Source organism: Roseateles sp. P5_D6, assembly GCF_054049415.1.
In genome coordinates this window covers 165,666-187,224 of sequence record NZ_JBFUMK010000009.1, presented here as the reverse complement: position 1 = coordinate 187,224, position 21,559 = coordinate 165,666, and the positions used below count along the sequence as shown (strand labels likewise).

Annotated in this window: 16 protein-coding genes; 8 read left to right on the top strand and 8 right to left on the bottom strand. The window is 68.8% G+C overall.

What is annotated here, in order from left to right; genetic code table 11:
* The first annotated feature begins 107 nt into the window (after positions 1–107).
* Positions 108–1,418 (top strand): mechanosensitive ion channel family protein, encoded by a 1,311-nt coding sequence (locus ACXJKM_RS14455; RefSeq protein WP_457353182.1) that lies wholly within the window; start codon positions 108–110, stop codon positions 1,416–1,418.
* Here ACXJKM_RS14455 and ahr read toward each other — a convergent pair.
* From ahr to ACXJKM_RS14435, 4 genes are read right to left on the bottom strand one after another with little or no spacing between them, the layout of a single operon-like run.
* Entirely contained in the window at positions 1,415–2,428 is a 1,014-nt protein-coding gene (ahr, locus tag ACXJKM_RS14450; RefSeq protein ID WP_457353180.1) for an NADPH-dependent aldehyde reductase Ahr, read from the bottom strand. The two genes, ACXJKM_RS14455 and ahr, sit on opposite strands and share 4 nt — an antisense overlap.
* A 22-nt stretch (positions 2,429–2,450) precedes the next feature.
* Entirely contained in the window at positions 2,451–3,326 is an 876-nt protein-coding gene (locus ACXJKM_RS14445; RefSeq protein ID WP_457353178.1) for an alpha/beta hydrolase family esterase, read from the bottom strand.
* Positions 3,319–3,777 carry an N-acetyltransferase family protein gene (locus ACXJKM_RS14440; RefSeq protein ID WP_457325365.1) on the bottom strand — a complete coding sequence of 153 codons (459 nt, stop codon included), beginning with the start codon at positions 3,775–3,777 and terminating at the stop codon, positions 3,319–3,321. Before ACXJKM_RS14440 ends, ACXJKM_RS14445 begins: the two co-directional genes overlap by 8 nt.
* A 38-nt stretch (positions 3,778–3,815) precedes the next feature.
* Positions 3,816–5,354, bottom strand: a complete 1,539-nt coding sequence (locus tag ACXJKM_RS14435; protein ID WP_457353176.1) for a fumarate hydratase — start codon at positions 5,352–5,354, stop codon at positions 3,816–3,818.
* Between the two features lie 111 nt (positions 5,355–5,465).
* Here ACXJKM_RS14435 and fumC point away from each other — a divergent pair, with 111 nt between their 5' ends.
* Positions 5,466–6,854, top strand: a complete 1,389-nt coding sequence (gene fumC / locus ACXJKM_RS14430; protein ID WP_457353174.1) for a class II fumarate hydratase — start codon at positions 5,466–5,468, stop codon at positions 6,852–6,854.
* Positions 6,855–7,018: 164 nt separating this feature from the next.
* Here the strand turns inward: fumC and ACXJKM_RS14425 are convergent, their stop codons facing one another.
* On the bottom strand, positions 7,019–7,606 hold the full coding sequence (locus ACXJKM_RS14425) for a TIGR00645 family protein (RefSeq protein WP_457353172.1): 588 nt from the start codon (positions 7,604–7,606) through the stop codon (positions 7,019–7,021).
* 49 nt (positions 7,607–7,655) lie between these two features.
* Entirely contained in the window at positions 7,656–10,541 is a 2,886-nt protein-coding gene (locus ACXJKM_RS14420; protein ID WP_457353170.1) for a protein kinase domain-containing protein, read from the bottom strand.
* Positions 10,542–10,626: 85 nt separating this feature from the next.
* Between ACXJKM_RS14420 and ACXJKM_RS14415 the strand changes: the two genes are divergently transcribed.
* From ACXJKM_RS14415 to ACXJKM_RS14390, 6 genes are all read left to right on the top strand, one after another.
* Positions 10,627–11,217 (top strand): ECF-type sigma factor, encoded by a 591-nt coding sequence (locus tag ACXJKM_RS14415; protein WP_162247835.1) that lies wholly within the window; start codon positions 10,627–10,629, stop codon positions 11,215–11,217.
* Between the two features lie 59 nt (positions 11,218–11,276).
* A complete protein-coding gene (locus ACXJKM_RS14410; RefSeq protein ID WP_457353168.1) occupies positions 11,277–12,119 on the top strand; it encodes a hypothetical protein in 843 nt (280 codons plus the stop codon).
* Entirely contained in the window at positions 12,116–14,137 is a 2,022-nt protein-coding gene (locus ACXJKM_RS14405) for an amidohydrolase family protein (protein ID WP_457353166.1), read from the top strand. The genes ACXJKM_RS14410 and ACXJKM_RS14405 overlap by 4 nt, the downstream gene beginning before the upstream one ends.
* Positions 14,138–14,239: 102 nt before the next feature.
* Positions 14,240–14,866, top strand: a complete 627-nt coding sequence (locus ACXJKM_RS14400; protein WP_457353164.1) for a PEP-CTERM sorting domain-containing protein — start codon at positions 14,240–14,242, stop codon at positions 14,864–14,866.
* A gap of 93 nt (positions 14,867–14,959) precedes the next feature.
* Positions 14,960–16,921 (top strand): acetate--CoA ligase, encoded by a 1,962-nt coding sequence (gene acs / locus ACXJKM_RS14395; protein ID WP_457353162.1) that lies wholly within the window; start codon positions 14,960–14,962, stop codon positions 16,919–16,921.
* A gap of 291 nt (positions 16,922–17,212) precedes the next feature.
* Positions 17,213–18,163 carry a PEP-CTERM sorting domain-containing protein gene (locus tag ACXJKM_RS14390; protein WP_457353160.1) on the top strand — a complete coding sequence of 317 codons (951 nt, stop codon included), beginning with the start codon at positions 17,213–17,215 and terminating at the stop codon, positions 18,161–18,163.
* A gap of 17 nt (positions 18,164–18,180) precedes the next feature.
* On the opposite strand, the gene ACXJKM_RS14385 is transcribed toward ACXJKM_RS14390, so the two are convergent.
* Complete coding sequence (locus ACXJKM_RS14385) at positions 18,181–20,952, bottom strand: protein kinase domain-containing protein (RefSeq protein WP_457353158.1); 2,772 nt, start codon at positions 20,950–20,952, stop codon at positions 18,181–18,183.
* Entirely contained in the window at positions 20,949–21,539 is a 591-nt protein-coding gene (locus tag ACXJKM_RS14380; RefSeq protein ID WP_457326558.1) for an ECF-type sigma factor, read from the bottom strand. Before ACXJKM_RS14380 ends, ACXJKM_RS14385 begins: the two co-directional genes overlap by 4 nt.
* Between the last annotated feature and the right edge of the window lie 20 nt (positions 21,540–21,559).

Genomic DNA, 21,559 nt, shown 5'->3' with positions numbered 1-21,559 from the left:
ACCGCCCGAGCGAAGCGAGTAGCTCTGTCCCCAACTAAGCTGAGAATTTTGCGGGACAGACCGCCCGAGCGCAGCGAGTAGCTCTGTCCCCAACTGACTAAAACCGTATGCACCAACCTTTGAGCCTGGCCGAACTCCAGGCCTTGCTGACCCGCGTCTTCAGCGCTGACGCGCTGGCCGAATGGGGCCTGCTGCTTGGCTGCCTGGCCCTGGCAGGGTTGCTGAGCTGGGCGCTGTCGCGCGCCGTGACCCGGCGCGAGAACAGCGTGCTGTTCGGCGATCGCGTCATCGACGGCACGCTTTTCCCGCTGTTTGCCCTGGCCCTGGCCTTTGGCGCGCGCCGCCTGCTGCCGCTGTACGGGCTGGCACCGGCCCTCTTCAAGCTGGCGCTGCCGGTGCTGGTGTCGCTGGCCGCCATCCGCCTCATCGCCCGCGTGCTGCGCGCCGCCTGGCCCAACTCGACCGCCTTCAAGGCGCTGGAGAAGCTGGGCTCCTGGCTGGTGTGGATCGGCGCGGTGCTGTGGATCACCGGCCTGTGGCCCGTGCTGATGGACGAGCTGGACGACATCGGCTGGAAATTCGGCACCGTCAAGCTGACGCTGCGCAACCTCATCGAGGGCGGGTTGACGGCCACGCTGGTGCTGGTCGTTGCGCTGTGGATCTCGTCGGCCATCGAGGCCCAGCTGCTGCGCCGCGAGTCACTGGACCTGTCCATGCGCAAGATCGCGTCCAACGCGATCCGCTCGCTGCTGCTCTTCATCGGCCTGCTGTTCGCGCTGTCGGCTGCGGGCATCGACCTGACGGCCCTGGGCGTGCTGGGCGGCGCGSTRGGCGTGGGYSTGGGCTTTGGCCTGCAGAAGCTGGCGGCSAAYTACGTGAGCGGCTTTGTCATSCTGGCCGAGCGGAGCTTGCGTATCGGCGACATGGTCAAGGTCGACGGCTTCGAGGGCCGCGTGACCGACATCAAGACGCGTTACACGGTGATCCGGTCGCTCGGCGGCAAGGAAGCCATCGTGCCCAACGAGATCCTGATCACTCAGCGGGTCGAGAACTCGTCGCTGGCCGACCCGCGCGTGCTGCTGTCGACGGTGGTGCAGGTGGACTACGACTGCGACGTCGACAACGTCATGCAGGCCATCACCAAAGCCGTCACCGAAGTCCCGCGCGTGTTGAGCGACCCGGGGCCGTCGGTGCAGCTGAGCCGCTTTGCCGACAGCGGCCTGGAGCTGAGCGTGTTCTTCTGGATCATGGACCCCGAGAACGGCAGCGGCGGCGTGCGCTCGGACGTCAACCTGGCCGTGCTGCACACGCTGCAAGGCCTGGGCGTGGACATTCCCTACCCGCAGCAGGTGCAGCGCCAGCCGAAGTCGGCGACCACGGCCACGTCGCCGGAGGCACCTGCACCGACTGGCGACTAGAAATCGGCGTCCAACACCACGCGGTAGCGCGCCTTGCCTGAGCGCAGGTGATCCAGTGCGTCGTTGACGCGGCTCATCGGGAAACGTTCCACCTGCGGCAGGATCTGATGCCGTGCCGAGAAGTCCAGCATGGTCTTCAGGACGGAGGGCGGCGGTGTGGGTGAGGCCGACAGGCTCTTCTGCCAGCTCAGCAGGCCGCCACTCTTCAATGCCATCGCGTCGGTGACGACGCCGACCAGATGCATGCGGCCCTTGGGTGCCAGCGTGGCCAGCAGTGCGTCCCAGTTCAACGCGGCGCCCACGGTGATGAGCAGGAAGTCCAGGCTGCCGGCGGCGGCTTTCAGCTCGGCCTTGTCGACGCTGGACAGCGTCTTGTGCGCGCCCAGTGCGAGGGCTTCGTCGCGCTTGGAGGGCGACGACGTGAAGGCCGTGACCTCGCAGCCCCAGGCACGTGCGAACTTGACGGCCAGGTGACCCAGGCCGCCGATGCCGACGACGCCGACGCGGTCGGTCGGCTTGATGGCATGCAGTACAAAGGGCAGGAAGACGGTGCCACCGCCGCACATCAGCGGGCCGGCGGCGGCAGGGTCGAGCGCATCGGGCAGCGGGACGGCCCAGCTCCAGTGGGCGCGCAGCCGGTCGGCGAATCCGCCATGGCGGCCGATCAGCGTCGGCTGGCGCTTGCCGCACAGATGCTGCTCGCCGCCAAGGCAGAAATTGCAATGCGTGCAGCTGCTGGCATGCCAGCCCACACCGACGCGTTGGCCGATCTGCCGGCCCTTGGCATGGGCGCCCAGCGCCGTGACGCGGCCAATGACCTCGTGGCCGGGCACCACGGGGTAGGCGGCCGGGAACCACTCGCTGTCGATCATGGCCAGGTCGGAGTGGCAGATGCCACAGTGCTCGACCGTGATCTCGACCTCCTCGTCGCCCAGCGGGCCGGGGTCGTAGTCGAAGGGCTGCAGGGCGCCGCCGGGCGAGAGGGCGGCGTAGGCGCGGATGTTGGACATGCGGGTCTCCTGTTGTGTCCGCCTACTGGAGCGGATGAGCCTTGAAGAACTGCCAGATCGTCACGGTCGCGTCGACCTCGGCGCGGGGCCAGATATGGCCCATGCCGTCGACGCGCAGCAGCCGAACCTCGGCGTCGCCGTTGCAGCCCGTGTAGCGGATGGTCTGCAGCGGCCCGGGCTGCTTGTCTTGCAGCAGCTTGGGCTGGCAACGGTTGAGCGACGCCCAGCCGGCCAGGGCCTCGGGCACGCTCTCGACCCATTCCGCGCCGCGGTCGCCGTGGCCTTCGTAGGGGTTCGTGAAATCGGCCAGGCCATGCACGGTCAGCACCGGCACGGCGCGGCCCGCGCAGGGGCCGAACCAGCGCAGCCCGCCGACCGGTGCGATGGCTGCGATGCGGTGGTTCAGGCGGCAGCCCAGCAGCGACGACATGCGCCCGCCGCCAGAGAAGCCGGTCGAATAGACGCGGGCCGGGTCGATGCAGGTGCGGGCGGCGATGTCGTCGATGACGTCGGACACGTACTGCACATCGTCAGCACGCGGCGTGAAGACGGGCACATTCCAGCGCGAGTCCTCGGCCTGCAGCGTGGCGACGGCAAAGCCCTCGCGCGCCGCCAGCACTTCGAAGCCGCTTTCCTTGGCGCGGCCGGCAGCCTTGCCGCCGGTGCCGTGCAGGTCGAACACCAGGGGCAGCCGCGTTCCGCTGGCGACATTCGGCGGCACGAACAGGCGATAGCTGCGCGTGCGCCCGCCCGACGTCAGCTCGCGCATCTCGCCGGCGACCGGGTTCAAGGAGCAGGTGGCAGCCTGGGCCCGTGCGGGCGGCGACAGCGCGCCGAGTAGGAGCAGGATGGTGGCGAAAGGGAACAGGCGCACGTGCAGCGCTCCGGGGTCAGGCAACGTCTTGGGCGTAGACGATGAAGCCCATGTGATGTGCAACCTTGTCGTACAGCGCGCGGCCCGTGGCGTTGGTGGTGTGCGTCTGCCAGTAGACGCGCTTGATGCCCGCCTCGCGGGCCGCCGCATACACGGCCTCGATCAGGGCGCGGCCCACGCCGCGGCCACGCGCCTCAGGTGTCGTGAACAGGTCCTGCAGATAGCAGGTCAGCTCGACGCGCGTCGTGCTGCGGTGATAGAGGTAGTGCACGAGGCCGAGCAGCTGGCCGCTTTCATCTTCGGCGACCAGTGCATGAACCGGTTCGGTGGCGTCGAAGAAGCGCGCCCAGGTGGTCTCGGTGACTTCAGCGGGCAGCGCGGTCTCGCCGGCACGGCCGTAGAAGGCGTTGTAGCCGTCCCAGAGGGGCTGCCAGGCGGCGCGGTCGGTGGGCTGGAGGGGGCGGACTTGGGTCATATCGGGTGGTCAAGGTTGACCACCCGATTGTGTAGGCGTCAGGCCGAGGCGACCGGGATGCCGACGGCCTTGCCCGAGGCGATACGCTGCTTCCACTCCGCCGGGCCGGTGATGTGGGCGCTGGTGCCGGTGGCGTCGACCGCCACGGTGACGGGCATGTCCACCACGTCGAACTCGTAGATGGCTTCCATGCCGAGGTCTTCAAAGCCGACGACCTTGGCGCCCTTGATCGCCTTGCTGACCAGGTAGGCCGAGCCGCCCACCGCCATCAGGTAGGCGCTCTTGTGGTTCTTGATGGACTCGATGGCGACCGGCCCGCGTTCGGCCTTGCCGACCATGGCGATGAGGCCGGTCTTGGCCAGCATCATGTCGGTGAACTTGTCCATGCGCGTGGCGGTCGTCGGGCCGGCCGGGCCCACCACCTCGTCTCGCACCGGGTCSACGGGGCCGACGTAGTAGATGRCGCGGTTGGTGAAGTCCACCGGSAGCGGCTCACCCTTGGCCAGCATGTCCTGGATGCGCTTGTGGGCGGCATCGCGGCCGGTCAGCATCTTGCCSTTCAGCAGCAGCGTCTCGCCGGCCTTCCAGGTGGCGACGATGTCCGGCGTCAGCGTGTTCAGGTCGACGCGCCGGCTCTTGTTGTAGTCTGGCGCCCACTTCACATCGGGCCACAGGTCCAGGCTGGGCGGCTCGAGGTAGCTCGGGCCACTGCCATCCAGCACGAAGTGGGCGTGGCGCGTGGCCGCGCAGTTCGGGATCATGGCGATGGGCTTGCTGGCTGCATGCGTCGGGAAGGTCTTGATCTTCACGTCCAGCACGGTCGTCAGGCCGCCCAGGCCCTGCGCGCCGATGCCCAAGGCGTTGACCTTCTCGTACAGCTCGATGCGCATCTCTTCGAGCTTGTTCTGCGGGCCGCGCTGCAGCAGCTCGTACATGTCGATGTCTTCCATCAGCGCTTGCTTGGCCAGCAAGGCGGCCTTCTCGGCCGTGCCGCCGACGCCGATGCCCAGCATGCCGGGCGGGCACCAGCCGGCGCCCATGGTCGGCACAGTCTTCAGCACCCAGTCGACGATGTCGTCGCTGGGGTTGAGCATGTAGACCTTGCTCTTGTTCTCACTGCCACCGCCCTTGGCCGCGACGATGACGTCCACGGTGTTGCCGGGCACCAGCTCCATCTGCACGACGGCGGGCGTGTTGTCCTTCGTGTTCTTGCGCGCAAAGATGGGGTCGTCCAGCACGCTGGCGCGCAGCTTGTTGTCCGGGTTGAGGTAACCCTGGCGCACGCCTTCGTTGATGGCGTCCTCGATGCTGCCGGCAAAGCCTTCCCAGCGCACGTCCATGCCGATCTTCAGGAAGACATTGACGATGCCGGTGTCCTGGCAGATCGGGCGGCGGCCTTCCGCGCACATGCGGCTGTTGGTGAGGATCTGGGCGATCGCGTCCTTGGCCGCCGGCGAAGCTTCGCTCTCGTAGGCGCGGGCCAGGTGGGCGATGTAGTCGGCCGGGTGGTAGTAGGAGATGTACTGCAGGGCGGCAGCAACGCTGTCGATGAGGTCTTGCTGGCGGATCGTGGTCATTTGGAGGGCAGACAAGCTTGGGGGCGGCCGGAATTATCGGTGGCCGCAAAGATGAGAAGGGTTCTCATCCTGGCTATGCTGAAAGCCAACCCCGCCTTCGTGAGAATCGTCATGAGCAGAACCCGCATCGAGCACGACACCTTCGGCCCCATCGAGGTGCCGGCCGACAAGCTGTGGGGCGCGCAGACGCAGCGCTCGCTGCAGAACTTCGACATCTCCGGCGAACGCCAGGCGCCCGAGCTGATTCGAGCGCTGGCCAAGGTGAAGCGAGCGTCGGCCGTCGTGAACCGTGGGCTGGGGCTGCAGGACCAGGCCAAGACCGAGGCCATCGTGGCCGCGGCCGACGAGGTCATTGGTGGCCTGCATGCTGACGAGTTCCCGTTGGTGGTCTGGCAGACGGGCTCGGGCACGCAGACGAACATGAACGTCAACGAGGTGCTGGCCAACCGCGCCAGCGAGCTGCTGGGCGGCGAGCGGGGCGAGGGGCGGCTGGTGCATCCCAATGACGACGTGAACCGCAGCCAGAGCAGCAACGACGTCTTCCCGACCGCCATGCATGTCGCCGCCGTGCAGGCCTTGCAGGAGCGCCTGCTGCCGCCGCTGCGCGCACTGCGCACGACGCTGCAGCAGAAGGCCGAGGCCTTTGACGACATCGTCAAGATCGGCCGCACCCATCTGCAGGACGCGACGCCGCTGACGCTGGGGCAGGAGATCTCGGGCTGGGTGGCGCAGCTGAACCACGGCGAGCGGCATGTGCTGGCGGCGCTGCCGCATCTGTACGAGCTGGCTTTGGGCGGCACGGCGGTGGGCACCGGGCTGAACGCGCCCAAGGGCTATGCCGAGCAGGTCGCCGCGGAGCTGGCGCGACTGACGGGCCATGACTTCGTCACGGCACCGAACAAGTTCGAGGCCATGGCCTCCTGCGACGCCCTCGTCCACGCCCACGGCGCGCTGAAGACGCTGGCGGCCAGCCTGACCAAGATCGCCAACGACGTGCGCTGGCTGGCCAGCGGCCCGCGCAGCGGCATTGGCGAGATCAGCATCCCGGAGAACGAGCCGGGCTCGTCCATCATGCCCGGCAAGGTCAACCCGACCCAGAGCGAGGCGGTGACCATGCTGGCCGCCCAGGTCATGGGCAACGACGTGGCCATCAACATCGGCGGCGCGTCGGGCAACTTCGAGCTGAACGTCTTTCGCCCGATGGTCATCCACAACTTCCTGCAGAGCGCACGCCTGCTGGCCGATGGCATGGCCAGCTTCAACAGGCACTGTGCCGTCGGCATCGAGCCCAATGAGGGGCGCATTGCCGAGTTGGTGGCGCGCTCACTGATGTTGGTGACGGCGCTCAACACGCATATCGGCTACGACAAGGCCGCCCAGATCGCCAAGAAGGCGCACAAGGAAGGCAGCAGCCTGCGCGAGGCGGCGCTGGCGCTGGGCCATGTGACGGCCGAGCAATTCGACGCCTGGGTGGTGCCGGGGCAGATGGTCGGCCGCTAGAAACGCTGCCCCTCGTCCGGTTGCGCCTCGCTGAACGCGGGCGACCCAGCCGGTCCCCCGAGGGGACGGCGATGCTCGCGGCATCAAGCCGCGAGCACATCGCCAGACGTGCCGGCTTGGGAGCGGCCCGGCGCTCGGCCCGAATTTCTAGCCGCCGCGAACGATCAGTGCTTGTCGCCGTGATGCGCCGGCTGCGGCAACAGCCGGTCCGTGAAGGCGATGGCCATGGCCGACAGCAGGAAGGCGACGTGGATGATGGTCTGGTACATCAGCGTCTTCTCGGCGTAGTTGTCGGCGTTGATGAAGGTCTTCAGCAGGTGGATGGAGCTGATGCCGATGATGGCCGTGGCCAGCTTGACCTTCAGCACCGAGGCATTCACGTGGCTCAGCCACTCGGGCTGGTCGGGGTGGCCGTCGAGGTCCATGCGCGACACGAAGGTCTCGTAGCCGCCGACGATGACCATGATCAGCAGGTTGGAGATCATCACCACGTCGATCAGCCCCAGCACGACCAGCATCAGGATCGTCTCGTTGAGCTTGCCGGGAATCGCCTCGCCCTTGTAGCCAATGCTCTTGACCAGGATTTCAAGCGCATGCTGGTCGCCGAACGCCGCCTCGATCAGGTGCACCAGCTCGGTCCAGAACTGGAAGACGTAGACGGCCTGCGCCAGGATCAGGCCCAGGTAGAGGGGCAGTTGCAGCCAGCGGCTGGCGAAGATCAGGCGGGGCAGGGGGCGCAGCGGGGCTGTCATGGAAGTCCGGGGTCGGCGAAGAACGCGCGGATTCTAGGGACAGGCCGTGTCAGCGGCGCTGCAGTGCGATGTCGAGCTTTTGCAGCGGCAGTTTGGAATACGCCGCCACATCGGGCTGAGCCTTGAAGGCCTGGCGCGCCTGGGCTGCCAGAGCGAGCGCACCAGGGCGGTCGCCTGCGGCCAGGGCGCACAGGCCCGCCTGGGCGCGCAACCAGGCGGGCCGGGGTGAGTTCGGGTTGCGGTCACGCAGGAGGTCCTCGGCCTGGGCGACGAGCTTGTCGCGCCCGGCCCCGGCGCGGCCCTGGATGCAGTCCAGCTGGGCAGCGACGGCCTCGCTGGTGAAGCGCTCGGGTGGCAGGTCAGGCGTGGACCCGGGCGACAGGCCCTGCACGGCGGCCGCGGCTTCGGCCGGTCGACCCAGGTCGAGCAGGATCTGGGCTTTGACCCAGGCCAACATGGCGCGCGAGGTCGGTGTAGGCGACGCGGCCTCCAGCTTGAGCAGGCCTTCCTGAGCATCCCCCGCTGCCGTCAGCCACAGCGCGAAGCGCGCCAGGTCACCGGGCTGGTCCAGCGGCCGCATCTGCCCATCGCGGATGAGCTTCTGCCAGTAGTCGCCCACCTCGTGGCCTTGGGTGAATATGGCGCCCACGGCGGCGGCAAAGATGTCGGATGCGGTCCATTGCAGGCGCTGCCAGTACCGGGGCGGCCGGCCTTCCGAGGATGCCGGAAAGCTGGAATGCAGAAAGGTCCACGCCGACTGGATATCGCCGTGGATGTAGGCCAGGCGGCTGCGCGCCAGGTTCAGGCGCAGTTGCAGGGCTTGCGGTGGCTCCGGCTGGACTTCGATCAGGGCCGTGGCCGAGTCGGCGGCCTGCTGGGCATCCGCATGGCGGGCCAGGCCCGCCTGGTAGCGGGCCAGCGCAAATTCGGTCTGGATGACGCGGGCCTCGATGACCGCCTGGCCGCCGCGTGCATTCAGGTTGCGCACGACGGCGTCGATGAACGGCGCCGCGGCCTGTGCGCGCCCATGTTCGATCAGACTCTGCGCGGCGAGAGATCGCAGCCGATGCACGAGCGGCGATGCGTCCCCGTGCGCGCTGAGCGCCAGCGCGACGCTGCGCTCCAGATGGGCGTCGGCCTCGGTGGGCTGGTCTGCCCGCTCCGCCATCTCGGCGCGCAGCACCTGCGTGCGAGCCGGCGCCGTCGAGCTGGCGGGCTGTGCCGGCAGCATGGGCTCAACCTCCTGCAGCGCGGCCTGCGCCGCCTTTGCACGGCCGGCGGACCAGGCAGCCTGCGCCATCGAGGCCAGCGCCTCGGCGCGCAGCAAGGGATCACCGCCTGCCAGCTTCAGCGCCTCTTGCGCGGCAGCATCGGCCTCGGCCCAGCGGCTGGCCGCCAGCCAGGCCTCCGCGGCCAGCAGCCGTGCCGCCGCCAGCGCCTGCCGGCCGGCGTCCGCGCGTTGCAAGGCTTCGACCTGGCGCTGCGCATGATCGGCGGCCAGGTCGGGCCGGTCCATCTCCAGGAAGAGGCGTGCGATCGCGCCCAGCAAGTCGGCCTGCAGCTCGGGCTCTTCCGGGAAGCGCTGCTGGACCAGCGCGGCGCTGTCGGCCAGCGTCAGCTCGGGCGTGGGGCGGCGCGAATCCGTGCGGGCAAAGAAGGCAGCCTGGTCGGCTCGCAGCAAGGCCGCGGTGAAACTGGTCATGACGCGCTGGCGCTGTGCCGCCAGCTCGGCGCGCTGGGCCTGGCGCAGCGCAATGCCGCCGCCCAGCGCCAGCGCGGCGATGACGACCGCCGACGTGCCGAAGGCAAGCCGGTGGCGGCGCAGCGTGCGGCCGAGGCGGTGCCAAGTGCTGTCGGGCTGGACCAGCACCGCCTCGCCGCGCAGGTGGCGCTCCACGTCCTGGGCGAAGGCGTCGACGCTGGCATAGCGCTCGGCCGGGTCGCGCCGCAGCGCCTTGGCCAGGATGGCGTCGATGTCACCGCGCAGCGCGCGGGCCGTCGCGGTGTCAGTGCAGCGGATGCTGGCGCGCTCGGGCTCATCGACAAGTACCGCTGCTTCCCAGGCAGCGCGGCTGTCGCGAGCAAGGCGATACGGCGTGTGGCCGGTCAACAGTTCGAAGGCCAGCACGCCCAGGCTGTAGACGTCGGTGGACACGGTGACCGGCGCGTCGCGCAACTGCTCCGGCGAGGCGTAGTGGGGCGTCAGATGGCGCTCCGACGCCAGCGTGAGGCCGGCGCCAACGGCAGCCTCGGACAGCAACTTGGCGATGCCGAAGTCCAGCAAATGGGCCTGGCCGTCGGGCGTCACCAGCACGTTGGAAGGCTTGATGTCGCGGTGCACGACCAACCGCCCGTGGGCATAGCCGACGGCGCGCATGACCTGCAACAGCAGCGTCAGGCGCGCGTTCACGCTCAAGGCCTGCTCGCGACACCAGGCGTCGATGGGTTGGCCGGCCACCAGTTCCAGCGCGAGATACGGCCAGCCGCGCATGTCGATGCCGGCGTCGTAGAGGCGGGCGATGTTGGGGTGCTCCAGCATCGCGCCGATGTCCCGCTCCTGGGCCATCAGTCGTGCCAGCCCCTCGCCCCAGGTCAGCCGTGGCAGCTTGAGCGCCACCTCGCGCCGGTAGCTGCCGTCCGCCCGCTCGGCCCGCCACACACTGCCCATGCCGCCGCGGCCGATCTCTTCCAGCAGCCGGTAGGGGCCGATGCGGTCGCCGGCGTGTACGGCGGCGGGGTCCTCGCCCTCCCAGGCGCCCAGGCGCGGCAGTGTCAGCTCGCCGGGCGGGTTCGCCAGCATGTCGCGCAGCGCCGCCGCGAGGTGTGCGGCGTCCGGCGGCAGTGCTGCCAGCCAGGCTTCATGGCTTTCGGGCGCCAGCGCCTGGGCCTGGTCGAGCAGTCGGCTCAGCCGGCTCATGTCCGCCGGGGTCAGCATCGTTGGGCTCTTTTCATTGGGTTCGCACACTAGGTCAGACGCAAGCGCATCGCCAGGGCGGACATCCCCAGTAAGGATGATGTCCGTGGCGGCAGTGCGCTGGCACCATGCGCCCGTGCCAGACGATGCCATCGAAACCCTGATCGAACAGGTCAATGCCGGTAGCGCCGGCGCCCAGGACCGGCTCTTCGCTGCCGCTTACGACGAACTGCGCAAGTTGGCCCGCTCCCGCCTGCGCGACGGCGGGCGCAACACCGTGCTCGACACCACGGTGCTGGTGCATGAGAGCTATCTGCGCTTTCTGGGCAGCGGACGGCTGCGGCCGGACAGCCGGCGCGCCTTCTTCGCCTATGCCTCACAGGTGATGCGCTCCGTCATCATCGACGCGGTGCGCGAGCGCCAGGCCCAGCGCCGTGGCAGTGGTCTGGCTCACCTGACGCTGGACACCCACATCGCCGACAGCACGCCGGCCGGCGAAGACGAGGTGCTGAAGGTGCACGAGGCCCTGGAGGCCCTGGCCGCGGCCGAGCCGCGCCTGGCCAAGGTGGTGGAGATGCGCTATTTCGGCGGCTACAACGACCTCGAGATCGCCGAGGCGCTGCAGCTCACCGACCGCACGGTGCGCCGTGACTGGGACAAGGCGCGGCTGCTGCTGGGAGTGCTGCTGGGCCAGTGAGCGCGCCGGGGGGACGGCGGTCTTGTCCGGATTCGCTGCAAGGCTGCGTCTGAAAGCAGGTGAGCAAGCCGCTCACGCTCTTGGAACGCGCCATGTCCCGCCATCCCCTTCGAGTTGCTCGAACCGTGCTTGCCGCCTGCGCGCTGCAAGGCGCCGCGTCGGCCTGCATGGCCCAGACCCAAATCACGCCAACCGTGCGGGCGAGCTGGCAGAGCCAGGACCCTGGCGGCGTATTGACGGGCGGGTTGGAAAGCCCGCCGGTGTTGAGTTTCGAGAATGGGCAATGGGTCTTCCAGGGTGGCGGTGCCCTCCTGCTGAACTGGAACCCCTCCCAGCCCAACGCCGGGCTTGGCACGCTTGACCTCCATTTCGACTTCCAGCCTTGGCATATGCCGCTGGACGCGCATTGGGAGCTGGTCATCTCCCCCCATCCGGACCAGATGAGCGTGCGCGCCGTCAGCCGCTTCATTGCGCCGCCCGATGCGCAGCTGGCCACGGCCCGCGGCTCCAACCGATGGGACGTGACCGCCGCGGGCACCGAGCATTTCGGCGCCGAAGCGAGCCCGGTGGCGCTCGGGAGTCTGGACAGCTTGGTTGGCCTGGCGCCGCCCGTGTGGGCCACGGCGCCACAGGGTGCCGGGCACTGGGATCTTTCGGTGACGCAGACACTGATCGGCAGCTACCACCTCGTGGCGTCTTCGGACCCCGACTGTCTGAGCCTGGCCTGCATGCCCGGGCAACGGGCTGCGGCCAGCCTGCAATCTTTGGAGTTTTACCTGCCGCAGAGCGTCGAGCTGCGGGCCATTGTGTCTAGCGTGCCCGAACCCCAGGTGCCGGTGCTGTTGGCGGCAGGCCTGGGCCTGCTGGCGTTGCGGCGCGGCAGGTCGGGAGCGCGGTCATGAACGCGCCGCGTGTGATCGGGCTGCTGCTTTGGCTCGCGCTCGGCAGTGCGCGGGGCGCCGAGTACACGGTGCTGTCGCAGGAGCATGTGGCCGGCCATCTGCGTGTCGAAACCCAGCCCGATGGCCGCATCGAGACCGACTACAGCTACCGCGACAACGGCCGCGGCCCGGACATCAAGGAGAGCTTTCGCCTCGCCACCAACGGCGCGCCGCGCGACTATCGCGGCCGGGGGCGCAGCACCATGGGCGCCGAGATTGCCGAGGATTTCGATGTCGTCGAGGCCCACGCGCGCTGGCGTTCGCGGGCCGACAGTGGCGATGTGCCGGCGGGTGATGACTTCGTCTTCATCCCGCTGGAGGCCTCGCCGGGCTACTACGGCGCCCTGGTGCGCATGCTGCTGGCCCAGCCCGACGGCAGCGCCGGCACGCTGGGCGGGCTGAAGATCCGCGCCGAGATCCTGGCCCGCCTGACGCCCGATGCCGCGACGGGGCCTCTGGCCCTGGTGGCCGTCACCGGCGCCGATGCCCAGCCCTGGTACTACTGGGTACGTGACGACGCCAGCCACGCGTTGTTCGCGATCACCTGGCCCGGCTTCGCGGAGGCAGAGAAGGGCGCCGAGGTACTGGTGCCCGCTTTGCTGGCCCGCCAGCAGCAGGCCGCCAACGAGCGCCTCGGCGCGCTGCGCCAGCGCCTGGCCAAACCGTTCGAAGGCGTCACGCTGATCCGCAATGTGCGCTGGTTCGACGCCCCGGCGGCGCGCATGCGGGGCCCCAGCGATGTGTGGATCTCACAGGGCCGCATCGACGCCGTGACCGAGCCCGGCGCGCTGCGCGTGCTGCCCGAGCGCGCCATCGACGGCCGCGGCCAGACGCTGCTGCCGGGCCTGTGGGACATGCACGCCCATCTGTGGAGCGAGGACGGCCTGGCGCATCTGGCCGGCGGTGTGACCAGCATCCGCGACCCCGGCAACGACAACCAGGAGTTGCTGCGCCTGCGCGACCGCATCGAGCGCGGCGAGGTCATCGGCCCGAACGTCTACGCCGCCGGCTTCATCGAGGGCAAGAGCCCTTTCTCGGCGCGCAATGGCATCGTCGCCGAGACGCTGGACGAGGCACTGGATGCGGTGAGCTGGTATGCCTGCCATGGCTTTGTCGGCATCAAGCTCTACAACTCGATCAAGCCCGAATGGGTCAAGCCGTTGACGACCAAGGCCCGCAGCCTGGGCCTGCACGTCAACGGCCATGTGCCGGCCTTCATGCTCGCCGAGCAGGCGGTGCGCGCCGGCTACGAGGAACTGACCCACATCAACCAGGTCATGCTGAACTTCGTCAGCCGCCCGGGGGACGACAGCCGCACCTTGCTGCGCTTTCAGCGCGTGGGCAGCGACGCCCAGGCCGTGGACCTTGCCAGCCCGAAGGTGCGGCGTTTCATCGCGCTGCTGCGTGAGCGCCAGGTCGTCGTCGACCCGACGCTGATGACCTTCGAGGCCATGTTCACCCAGGCCCAGGGCGAGCTCGACCCGGTGCTGGGCGACGTGGCTGGGCATCTGCCCGTGCTGTGGCAGCGCCAGCTGCGCGTGGCGCCGATGGACCTGGCGGGCGACAAGCTCGACACCTACCGCCGTTCCTACGCCAAGCTGCTGGCGTTGACGCGCGACATGCACCGCGCCGGCGTGCCGCTGGTGGCGGGCACCGACGGCACGGCCGGCCTGGGTCTGCACCGCGAGCTGGCGCTGTACGTGAAGGCGGGCATTCCGGCGCCCGAGGTGCTGCGCATCGCGACCTGGAACGGTGCGCGGGTGGCGGGCGCCAGCGCCGAGCGTGGCCGCATCGCGCGTGGCTATGCAGCCGACCTGCTGCTCGTCGAGGGCGACCCGTCCCAGGACATCGAGGCGCTGCGCCGTGCCAGCCTCGTCATTCAGGGCCGCGTGGCCTATGCGCCGGCCGAGCTTTATGAAGCCATGGGCTTCAAGCCTTTCGTGGCCGCACCGGGCWTGTTGGTGCGGCCGCGGCCATGAACTAGGGGTGTATGTCCGGATCTGCCGCGGTGATCCGTCCTGAAGAGGGACGGCGCTGCCGCTCCGTCCCCTTCAACCTCCTGGGAGTCCCTGATGATCCAAATGAAATTGCGACTTGTGCCGCCTGCCCTGCTCGCCGCGCTGGCGCTGCTGAGCGGCCCCGCCCGGGCCGAATTCTTCAATGCAGACACCGGGCTGACCACGCCAGACCTCACCGTCGACTTCGAATGGGTTGCGCTGAGGGCGAGCGAGGTCGTGTCCGATCAGTTCGTCAACCTCGGCCTGAAGTTCGATTCCGCTTTCGCCAACGCCGACATGAATCCGGCGTTTGTGCATTTCAGCGGCAACCGTGTGAGCAACTTCCGGTCGAATGTGGGTGCCTCGACCGACTTCGCGATCCATTTCGTCAAGCCCGTTTCAGCCGCAGCCTTCGCGATGGTGACGGCGGACAACGGCGTCTCGACTTTTGACGCCTACTTCCATGGTGGCTGGGTCGAATCTGCCGCCGCGCCCTCATCGCTGACGGGCTCGACCAATATCTATGGCTTTCGCGACATCGTCTTTGACGAGTTGAGGATTCACACCAACACCACGGATCACGCGCTGCTGATCGACAACCTGCAATTCATCAACGCCCCGGTACCCGAGCCGGCGAGCGCGGGCCTGCTGCTGGCCGGCCTGGGCCTGCTGATGGGGCTGAAACGCCGGCCCCGCGCCGAGCCGCGCTAAGCTTGCGCCGCGGGGCGCAGAGCCGAGAGTAAGGGCATCGTCAGTGACTCCTCGCACAGTGCGCGCCAAGCAGCCAGAACGAGGAGACACACGATGAGTACGCTCAACACCTACGCCCCCAGCCCGGAATGGGTCGCCAACGCCCATGTGAAGGGCGAAGCGGGCTATGCCGCTCTTGTGGCCGAAGCCGAGGCCGATTACGCCGGCTTCTGGGCTCGCCAGGCCCGCGAGCTGCTGAGCTGGCAGACGCCGTTCACCAAGACGCTCAACGACAGCGACGCGCCGTTCTTCAAGTGGTTCGAGGACGGCAAGCTCAATGTCTCCTACAACTGTCTGGACCGCCATGTCGAGGCCGGCAAGGGGGAGAAGACGGCGTTGATATTCGAGGCCGATGACGGCACGGTCACCCGCGTCAACTACGCCGAGCTGCTGGCCAAGGTCAGCCAGCTCGCCAACGCGCTCAAGGGGCGCGGCATCCAGAAGGGCGACCGCGTCGTCATCTACATGCCGATGTCCGTCGAGGGCGTGGTGGCCATGCAGGCCTGTGCGCGCATCGGCGCGACGCACTCGGTCGTGTTTGGCGGCTTCTCGGCCCAGTCCCTGCGCGACCGCGTGCAGGACGCCGGCGCCGTGGCCATCATCTGCGCCGACGAGCAGGCCCGCGGCGGCAAGGCGCTGCCGCTCAAGGCCATCGTCGACGAGGCGCTGGACGGCGGCGCCTGCCCGACGCTGAAGGACGTCATCGTCTACAAGCGCACCGGCGGCAAGATCGCCTGGGTCGACGGCCGCGATGTGTGGCTGCACGACCTGATGTCGGCCGAGTCGACGAGCTGCGCGCCGGAGTGGGTCGAGGCCGAGCATCCGCTCTTCCTGCTGTACACGTCGGGCTCCACCGGCAAGCCCAAGGGCGTGCAGCACAGYACSGGCGGCTAYCTGCTGCATGCGGCACTCACCACCAAGTGGACCTTCGACCTGAAGGACGACGACATCTTCTGGTGCACGGCCGACATCGGCTGGGTCACGGGCCACACCTACATCACCTACGGCCCGCTGGCCCTGGGTGGCACCGAGATCGTCTTCGAGGGCGTGCCCACCTACCCGGACGCCGGCCGCTTCTGGCAGATGATCGAGAARCACAAGGTCACGATCTTCTACACGGCGCCCACGGCCATCCGCTCGCTGATCAAGGCCGCCGAGAGCAACCCCGCCGTGCATCCCGCGCGTTCCGACCTGAGCAGCCTGCGCCTGCTGGGCTCGGTGGGTGAGCCCATCAACCCGGCGGCTTGGGAGTGGTACTACGAGCATGTGGGCGGCAAGCGCTGCCCCATCGTCGACACCTTCTGGCAGACCGAGACCGGCGGCCACATGATCACGCCGCTGCCCGGCGTGACGACGCTGGTGCCGGGCTCCTGCACGCTGCCCTTCCCGGGCATCACGGCGGCCATCGTCGACGAGACCGGCAACGACGTGCCCAATGGCCAGGGTGGCATCCTGGTCGTCAAGAAGCCCTGGCCGAGCATGATCCGCACGATCTGGGGTGACCCGGAGCGCTTCAAGAAGAGCTACTACCCGGCCGAGCTCAAGGGCTACTACCTGGCCGGTGACGGCGCCATCCGCGACGCCGAAACGGGCTACTTCACCATCACCGGCCGCATCGACGACGTGCTGAACGTGTCCGGCCACCGCATGGGCACGATGGAGATCGAGTCGGCGCTTGTCAGCTGCACCGAACTGGTGGCCGAGGCGGCGGTGGTGGGCCGCCCGGACGACACGACCGGCGAGGCCATCTGCGCCTTCGTCGTGCTGAAGCGCCCGCGCCCGAGCGGCGACGAGGCCAAGGCGATTGCCAAGCAGCTGCGCGACCACGTGGCCAAGGAGATCGGCCCCATCGCCAAGCCCAAGGACATCCGCTTTGGTGACAACCTGCCCAAGACGCGCTCGGGCAAGATCATGCGGCGGCTGTTGCGGTCGGTGGCCAAGGGGGAGACGGTGACGCAGGACACGTCGACATTGGAAAACCCAGCCATCCTGGAGCAACTGGGCCAGGCTTACTAGACTGGACCGGTTGCTCTAGGCAGCGCGAAGCGCGGTCGGCGCAGCCGATGGGCTGGGTTTGGGGCTTGCTCATATCGCTTGCGATGTGAGCGAGCACCAAAATCCCGCAATCCTTGAGCACTTGGGTCAGGCTGACCGAGGTGTGCCGAGGGCATGACCTGCGTCTTGCCCGACGCCTCACTAAGGACTCGCCTCAGGCCCCAAGTTCTAGGGGGTGGTGATCCCTTCTGCGGGCTTAGTGCGGTTGAACGTGTGCAGACGCCCATCAACCCCGACCCGGAGCTTCAAGCCATGCCTTCATCCCGCTATTTCCTGTGCTTGGCACTGGCCGGCCTGGCCAGCAGTGTGCAAGCCGCCCCGAGGCACCAAGACGTCACCGGCCCCGGTGGCTTCATGAGTTCCTGCGCTGCGCCGTCGAGTCCCGGCGCGCCGAGAACGGCAGGTACCGACTTCACCGGCGGCTTCGCGTCTGGCCACTGCACGGTGGCCTACTTCACCGGCAACAGCAGCGCCACCACGAGCGACAGCTACAGCAGCGGCAACATCAGCAACTCGACCTGGGGTGCGGTGGGCATCGGCCACATCCACATGCGTTCAGACAACAACTCGCCCAACAACGCCTTCTTTGCCGTGGCGGGGTCCAACGGCGGCTTCGAGGACAAGCTGACCCTGCAATGGGCCGGGCATACGGGGCAGACGGTCTACATGCTGGTCGACATGTCCATCGACGGCACCCTGGCCGCCGCGGGCTTTGCCGGGCGCAGCCAGATCCAGGTGACCGGTTACATGAACACCTTTGAGTTGTCCTCGTCCAACCCGGGCTACAGCCGGGGCAACTCCGATCTCTTCGCCACCGACCGCCAGCGCGTGGCCTGGGGTGTGGCCAGTTCGCCCGCCACCTCGCGCGTGGTCGACGGGCACTGGACCTTCAGCGTGCCGGTGGTGGTGGGCACGGCCTTCGACCTGGGCATCTACGCCCGCGCCGAGTCGGGGCAGCGCAGCTTCAGCGCGGTGTCGGGCAACTCGAACAGCCAGCTTGATTTCTCCAGCAGCGTGCTGGTGCAGGGCGTGACCGGCCTGCTGGTGGGCGGCAGTTTGGTCACCGATGGCTACACGCTCAGCGCGGCCAGCGGGCTGGACTGGACAACGGCGCTGCCCGTGCCCGAGCCGGGGAGCGCCCTGCTTCTCGCGGCTGGACTCGGGTTGCTCTGCTTGCGCCGTCTGCGCAGGGACTGCCGATAGCGCCGCAAACCGTGCGGTCAGGCCCCGGGCACTGCGGACCCCTGCTTGACGCCCTTGGCTTCGGTCTCCTGCAACTGTGACAGGACCTGGCGTTCTCGCAGGGTGACTGGAGCGGGCAGCAGAGCGCTGCCCTCGCGAGCCAGGCGTGCGGCTTCCTGCGGGCGGGTCGACAGGCTCAGGCGGGCCAGGCCGGCCAGGGCGCGGGCCTTCTGCAACTGCCTGGAGCGCGGCGGTGTCGCGGAGTCTGCACGGGCGGTTTCAAGCACCCTGCGGAACTGTTCCGATGCTGCGGCATCGCCTTGCCGTGCCAGGACTTCGGCCAGCACCAACCGGGCCTGCCTCGCCAGCAGGGTGTCGCTGCCCGCAGCCTCGTAGATCGCTGCGGCGCGCTCGGCCGCCTGGCGCGCCAGCGCGGGCTGCCCGGCTTGCCGCTCGGCCTCGGCCAGGAGCATCCGGTTGGCGGCGTAGCTCGAACCCGTGGCGTCGGCCGGCCAGCGTGCGGCCAATTGGCGTGCGGCGACCAGGGCGGCAGCCGCGTTGCCATCGGCCAGGTCGAGTGCCACCTGGGCCGACAGGACGCGATCGCTCAGGGTTCGGCCGGGCTCACCCGTCGGGTGGTGCTGCGCCAGCGCCAGCGCCTCGCGCAGCTCCGCCCTGGCCGCTTCGGGCTGGCCCAGCTCATGGCGCGCCCGCGCGGCATTGACGAGCACGACTACGCGGTCCGGGTTGCGGCCGCTGTCGGTGCGCTGCATGAGGGAGAGCGCCCGGTCGTAGGCAGCCAGCGCTTGTTCCATCTCGCCCCGGCGGGTTTGCAGGTCGCCCAGGTAGAGCTGCAGCAGCGCCTCGGCCTGCTCCGGGTGCTCGGCACTGGGCGTGAGCACAAGCGCCTTCGTCAGGGCGGCCTGCGCCGCATCGAACTGGTCGCGCATCGAGTGCACGTTGGCCTGCCACTGCAGGGCGAAGGCGTGGGTGGCGTCGTGGGGCCGGTGTTGACGGCAGGCGAGTTCGGCGCGCTCAAACAGGCTCAATGCAAGTTCGTACTGGTCGGTGCGATAGGCGTTCACGCCGCGCATCCACAGCGCAAAGGGGTAGCTCTCGGTGTGTTGCTGGCCGATCCTCTCCATCAGGGCAATGGCGTCGTCGTAGAGCTGGTTGGATTCAGCGCGCCGCCCCAGCTTGGGCAGGTTGGTGGCGCGCTCGACCAGAGCGTAGACGTACTTCTCACTGGTCGCGCCGAAATGCTGCTTGGCCAGTTCGAGCGCTTTGAGCTGCAGGGGCTCGGCCTGCGCATGCAGGCCGTTGATGCGCTGCAGTTCCCCGAGCGCGGTCAGCAGTTCCAGGCGTGCCTCCGGGTCGATCTTGAGGTCGTCCTTGAGCAGTTCGGCGCCACCGCTTTCGATCAGCTGCAGCATGGTGGTCGCGGCACCGTTGGCCTGGGTTCGCTGGCCGATCTGCGCCGTGTTGAAGGACTTGAGGAGGAAGTCCTTGATGGCCGTGGCCTTGGCGGCCTCGGTTTGCGCCAGCACGGCCTGACGCCGGGCCCTGTCGGCCTGCCAGAGTGTGGCGCCGACGCCGGCCGCCAGCGCCGACGCCAGCAGCACGCTGCCGGCCACGGCGAGTCGGTTGCGGCGCACGAAGCGTGCGGCCCGGTAGCGCCAATCCCCGGCCCGGGCGCTGACCGGTTCGTGGCGCAGGTAGCGTTGCACATCCTCGGCCAGGGCCTGCACCGAGGGGTAGCGCGCGCCGGGTTGCTTGCGCAGGGCGCGCGCCGTGATGAAGGCCAGATCGCTGCGCAGGGCCCGGGCCAGCTGGGCTGCTGAAGTGCCCCGCGCCGCAGCGGCCTGCACGCTGGGCTGAGCCCGGGAAAGCGACAGGGGCTCGGCCTCGACGATGTCGCGTACCCACTGCGCCGGCGTGCTGTCGGTGCCGGCATAGGGGCGCTGGCCGCTGAGCAACTGGAACAGCAGCACACCCAGGGCATAGACGTCGGTGGCCGTGCTGATGGCGCCGCCGGTGAGTTGCTCGGGTGCGGCGTAGGCGGGTGTCAGGCCCGCGGCGGCGGCCCGGGTGAGGTCGCTGTCGGAACTCGTGTCGTCGGCCAGCAGCTTGGCGACGCCGAAGTCGAGCAGCTTGACCTGGCCGTCCTCGCTCACCAGCAGGTTGGCGGGCTTGAGGTCGCGGTGCACCACCAGGTGGGCATGCGCGTACGCCACGGCCTCGCAGACCTGCAGGAAGAGCGCGAGCCGCTGTGCCAGACCGACGCGACGGACGTCACACCAGTCATCAATCTGAGCGCCGGCCACGTATTCCAGCACCAGATAGCGTGCGCCGTCCGGCTGCACACCGGCATCCAACAGGCGCGCGATGTGCGGATGCCCAAGCCTCGCGAGCAGCTCGCCCTCCCGGGCGAAGCGGGCGCGTTGCGCGGGCGTGGTGGCGCGGGCATGCAACAGCTTGATCGCTGCATGGGCGTCGTAGAGCCCGTCACTGCGTTCGGCCAGCCAGACCTCGCCCATGCCGCCGCTGCCAATCGGCCCCAGCAGCTTCCAGGGACCGAGGCGCTGCCCGGCATGGGCCTGCACCGCCGGCGGCTTGACCTCGGGCATGAACTGCTGCATCTCGGCAGACGCGTCGGCAGCAATCAGCGCGAGCAGTTTTTGGTGCTGCACCGTGTCGGCCTGGGCCTGCGCCAACAGCTCGGCCCGTTCGCTGGCATCGGCGTCGAGCCAGGCGTCGAACAAGGCCATGGCGTCGCGCCAGGGTCCGATGCTGGCGCGTTCGGTGTTCATCCCCTGAGTTGCTCGAACAGGAAGGCGCGCGCCCGGCGCCAGTCGCGCTTGACGGTCGGGACTGAGACGCCCAGCAAATCGGCAATCTCGTCCTGGGTCATGCCGCCGTAGAAGCGCATCTCGACCACCCGGTGGGCGCGCTCGTCGATGGCCGCGAGTGCGTTCAAGGCCTCGTCGAGGCGAATCGGGTCCATGCCTTGCGCAGCCTGCGACGATGGCGAGGTCACCGGCTCGCCCTCGGGTGTCGCGGCGAACTCCAGCAGGGCCGACGTGTTCAGCGTCACCTCGGCCACCCCGCCACCACGCTTGTCGGCATGGCGGCGGCGCAACTGATCCACCACCACGCTTCGCATGACGCGGCTGGCTAGGGCGAAAAACTGCGCGCGATAGGCCGGCACCACCATGCCGCGTGTGCGCAGCCACAGCTCGTGGATGAGCGCGGGCGGGTCCAGGGTGACGGGGCCCACTGCGTGCAAATGGCGCCGGGCAAGCCGGCTCAGCTCAGGGTAGAGCAGGCTGTAGAGCTGGTCGGCGGCGCCGGGCTCGCCCGCCGCCACACCGCGCAGCAGTTCAGTGACCTCAGCCATGTGCCAATGCGACTTGCATC

What these genes read in the sequence shown, in the direction of transcription:
- ACXJKM_RS14385 (WP_457353158.1), bottom strand. Translation starts at nt 20,952, where the DNA reads ATGAACACCGAACGCGCCAGCATCGGACCCTGGCGCGACGCCATGGCC.
- ACXJKM_RS14420 (WP_457353170.1), bottom strand. Translation starts at nt 10,541, where the DNA reads ATGCTGACCCCGGCGGACATGAGCCGGCTGAGCCGACTGCTCGACCAG.
- ACXJKM_RS14440 (WP_457325365.1), bottom strand. Translation starts at nt 3,777, where the DNA reads ATGACCCAAGTCCGCCCCCTCCAGCCCACCGACCGCGCCGCCTGGCAG.
- ACXJKM_RS14400 (WP_457353164.1), top strand. Translation starts at nt 14,240, where the DNA reads ATGAAATTGCGACTTGTGCCGCCTGCCCTGCTCGCCGCGCTGGCGCTG.
- ACXJKM_RS14380 (WP_457326558.1), bottom strand. Translation starts at nt 21,539, where the DNA reads ATGGCTGAGGTCACTGAACTGCTGCGCGGTGTGGCGGCGGGCGAGCCC.
- ACXJKM_RS14390 (WP_457353160.1), top strand. Translation starts at nt 17,213, where the DNA reads ATGCCTTCATCCCGCTATTTCCTGTGCTTGGCACTGGCCGGCCTGGCC.
- ahr (WP_457353180.1), bottom strand. Translation starts at nt 2,428, where the DNA reads ATGTCCAACATCCGCGCCTACGCCGCCCTCTCGCCCGGCGGCGCCCTG.
- ACXJKM_RS14425 (WP_457353172.1), bottom strand. Translation starts at nt 7,606, where the DNA reads ATGACAGCCCCGCTGCGCCCCCTGCCCCGCCTGATCTTCGCCAGCCGC.
- fumC (WP_457353174.1), top strand. Translation starts at nt 5,466, where the DNA reads ATGAGCAGAACCCGCATCGAGCACGACACCTTCGGCCCCATCGAGGTG.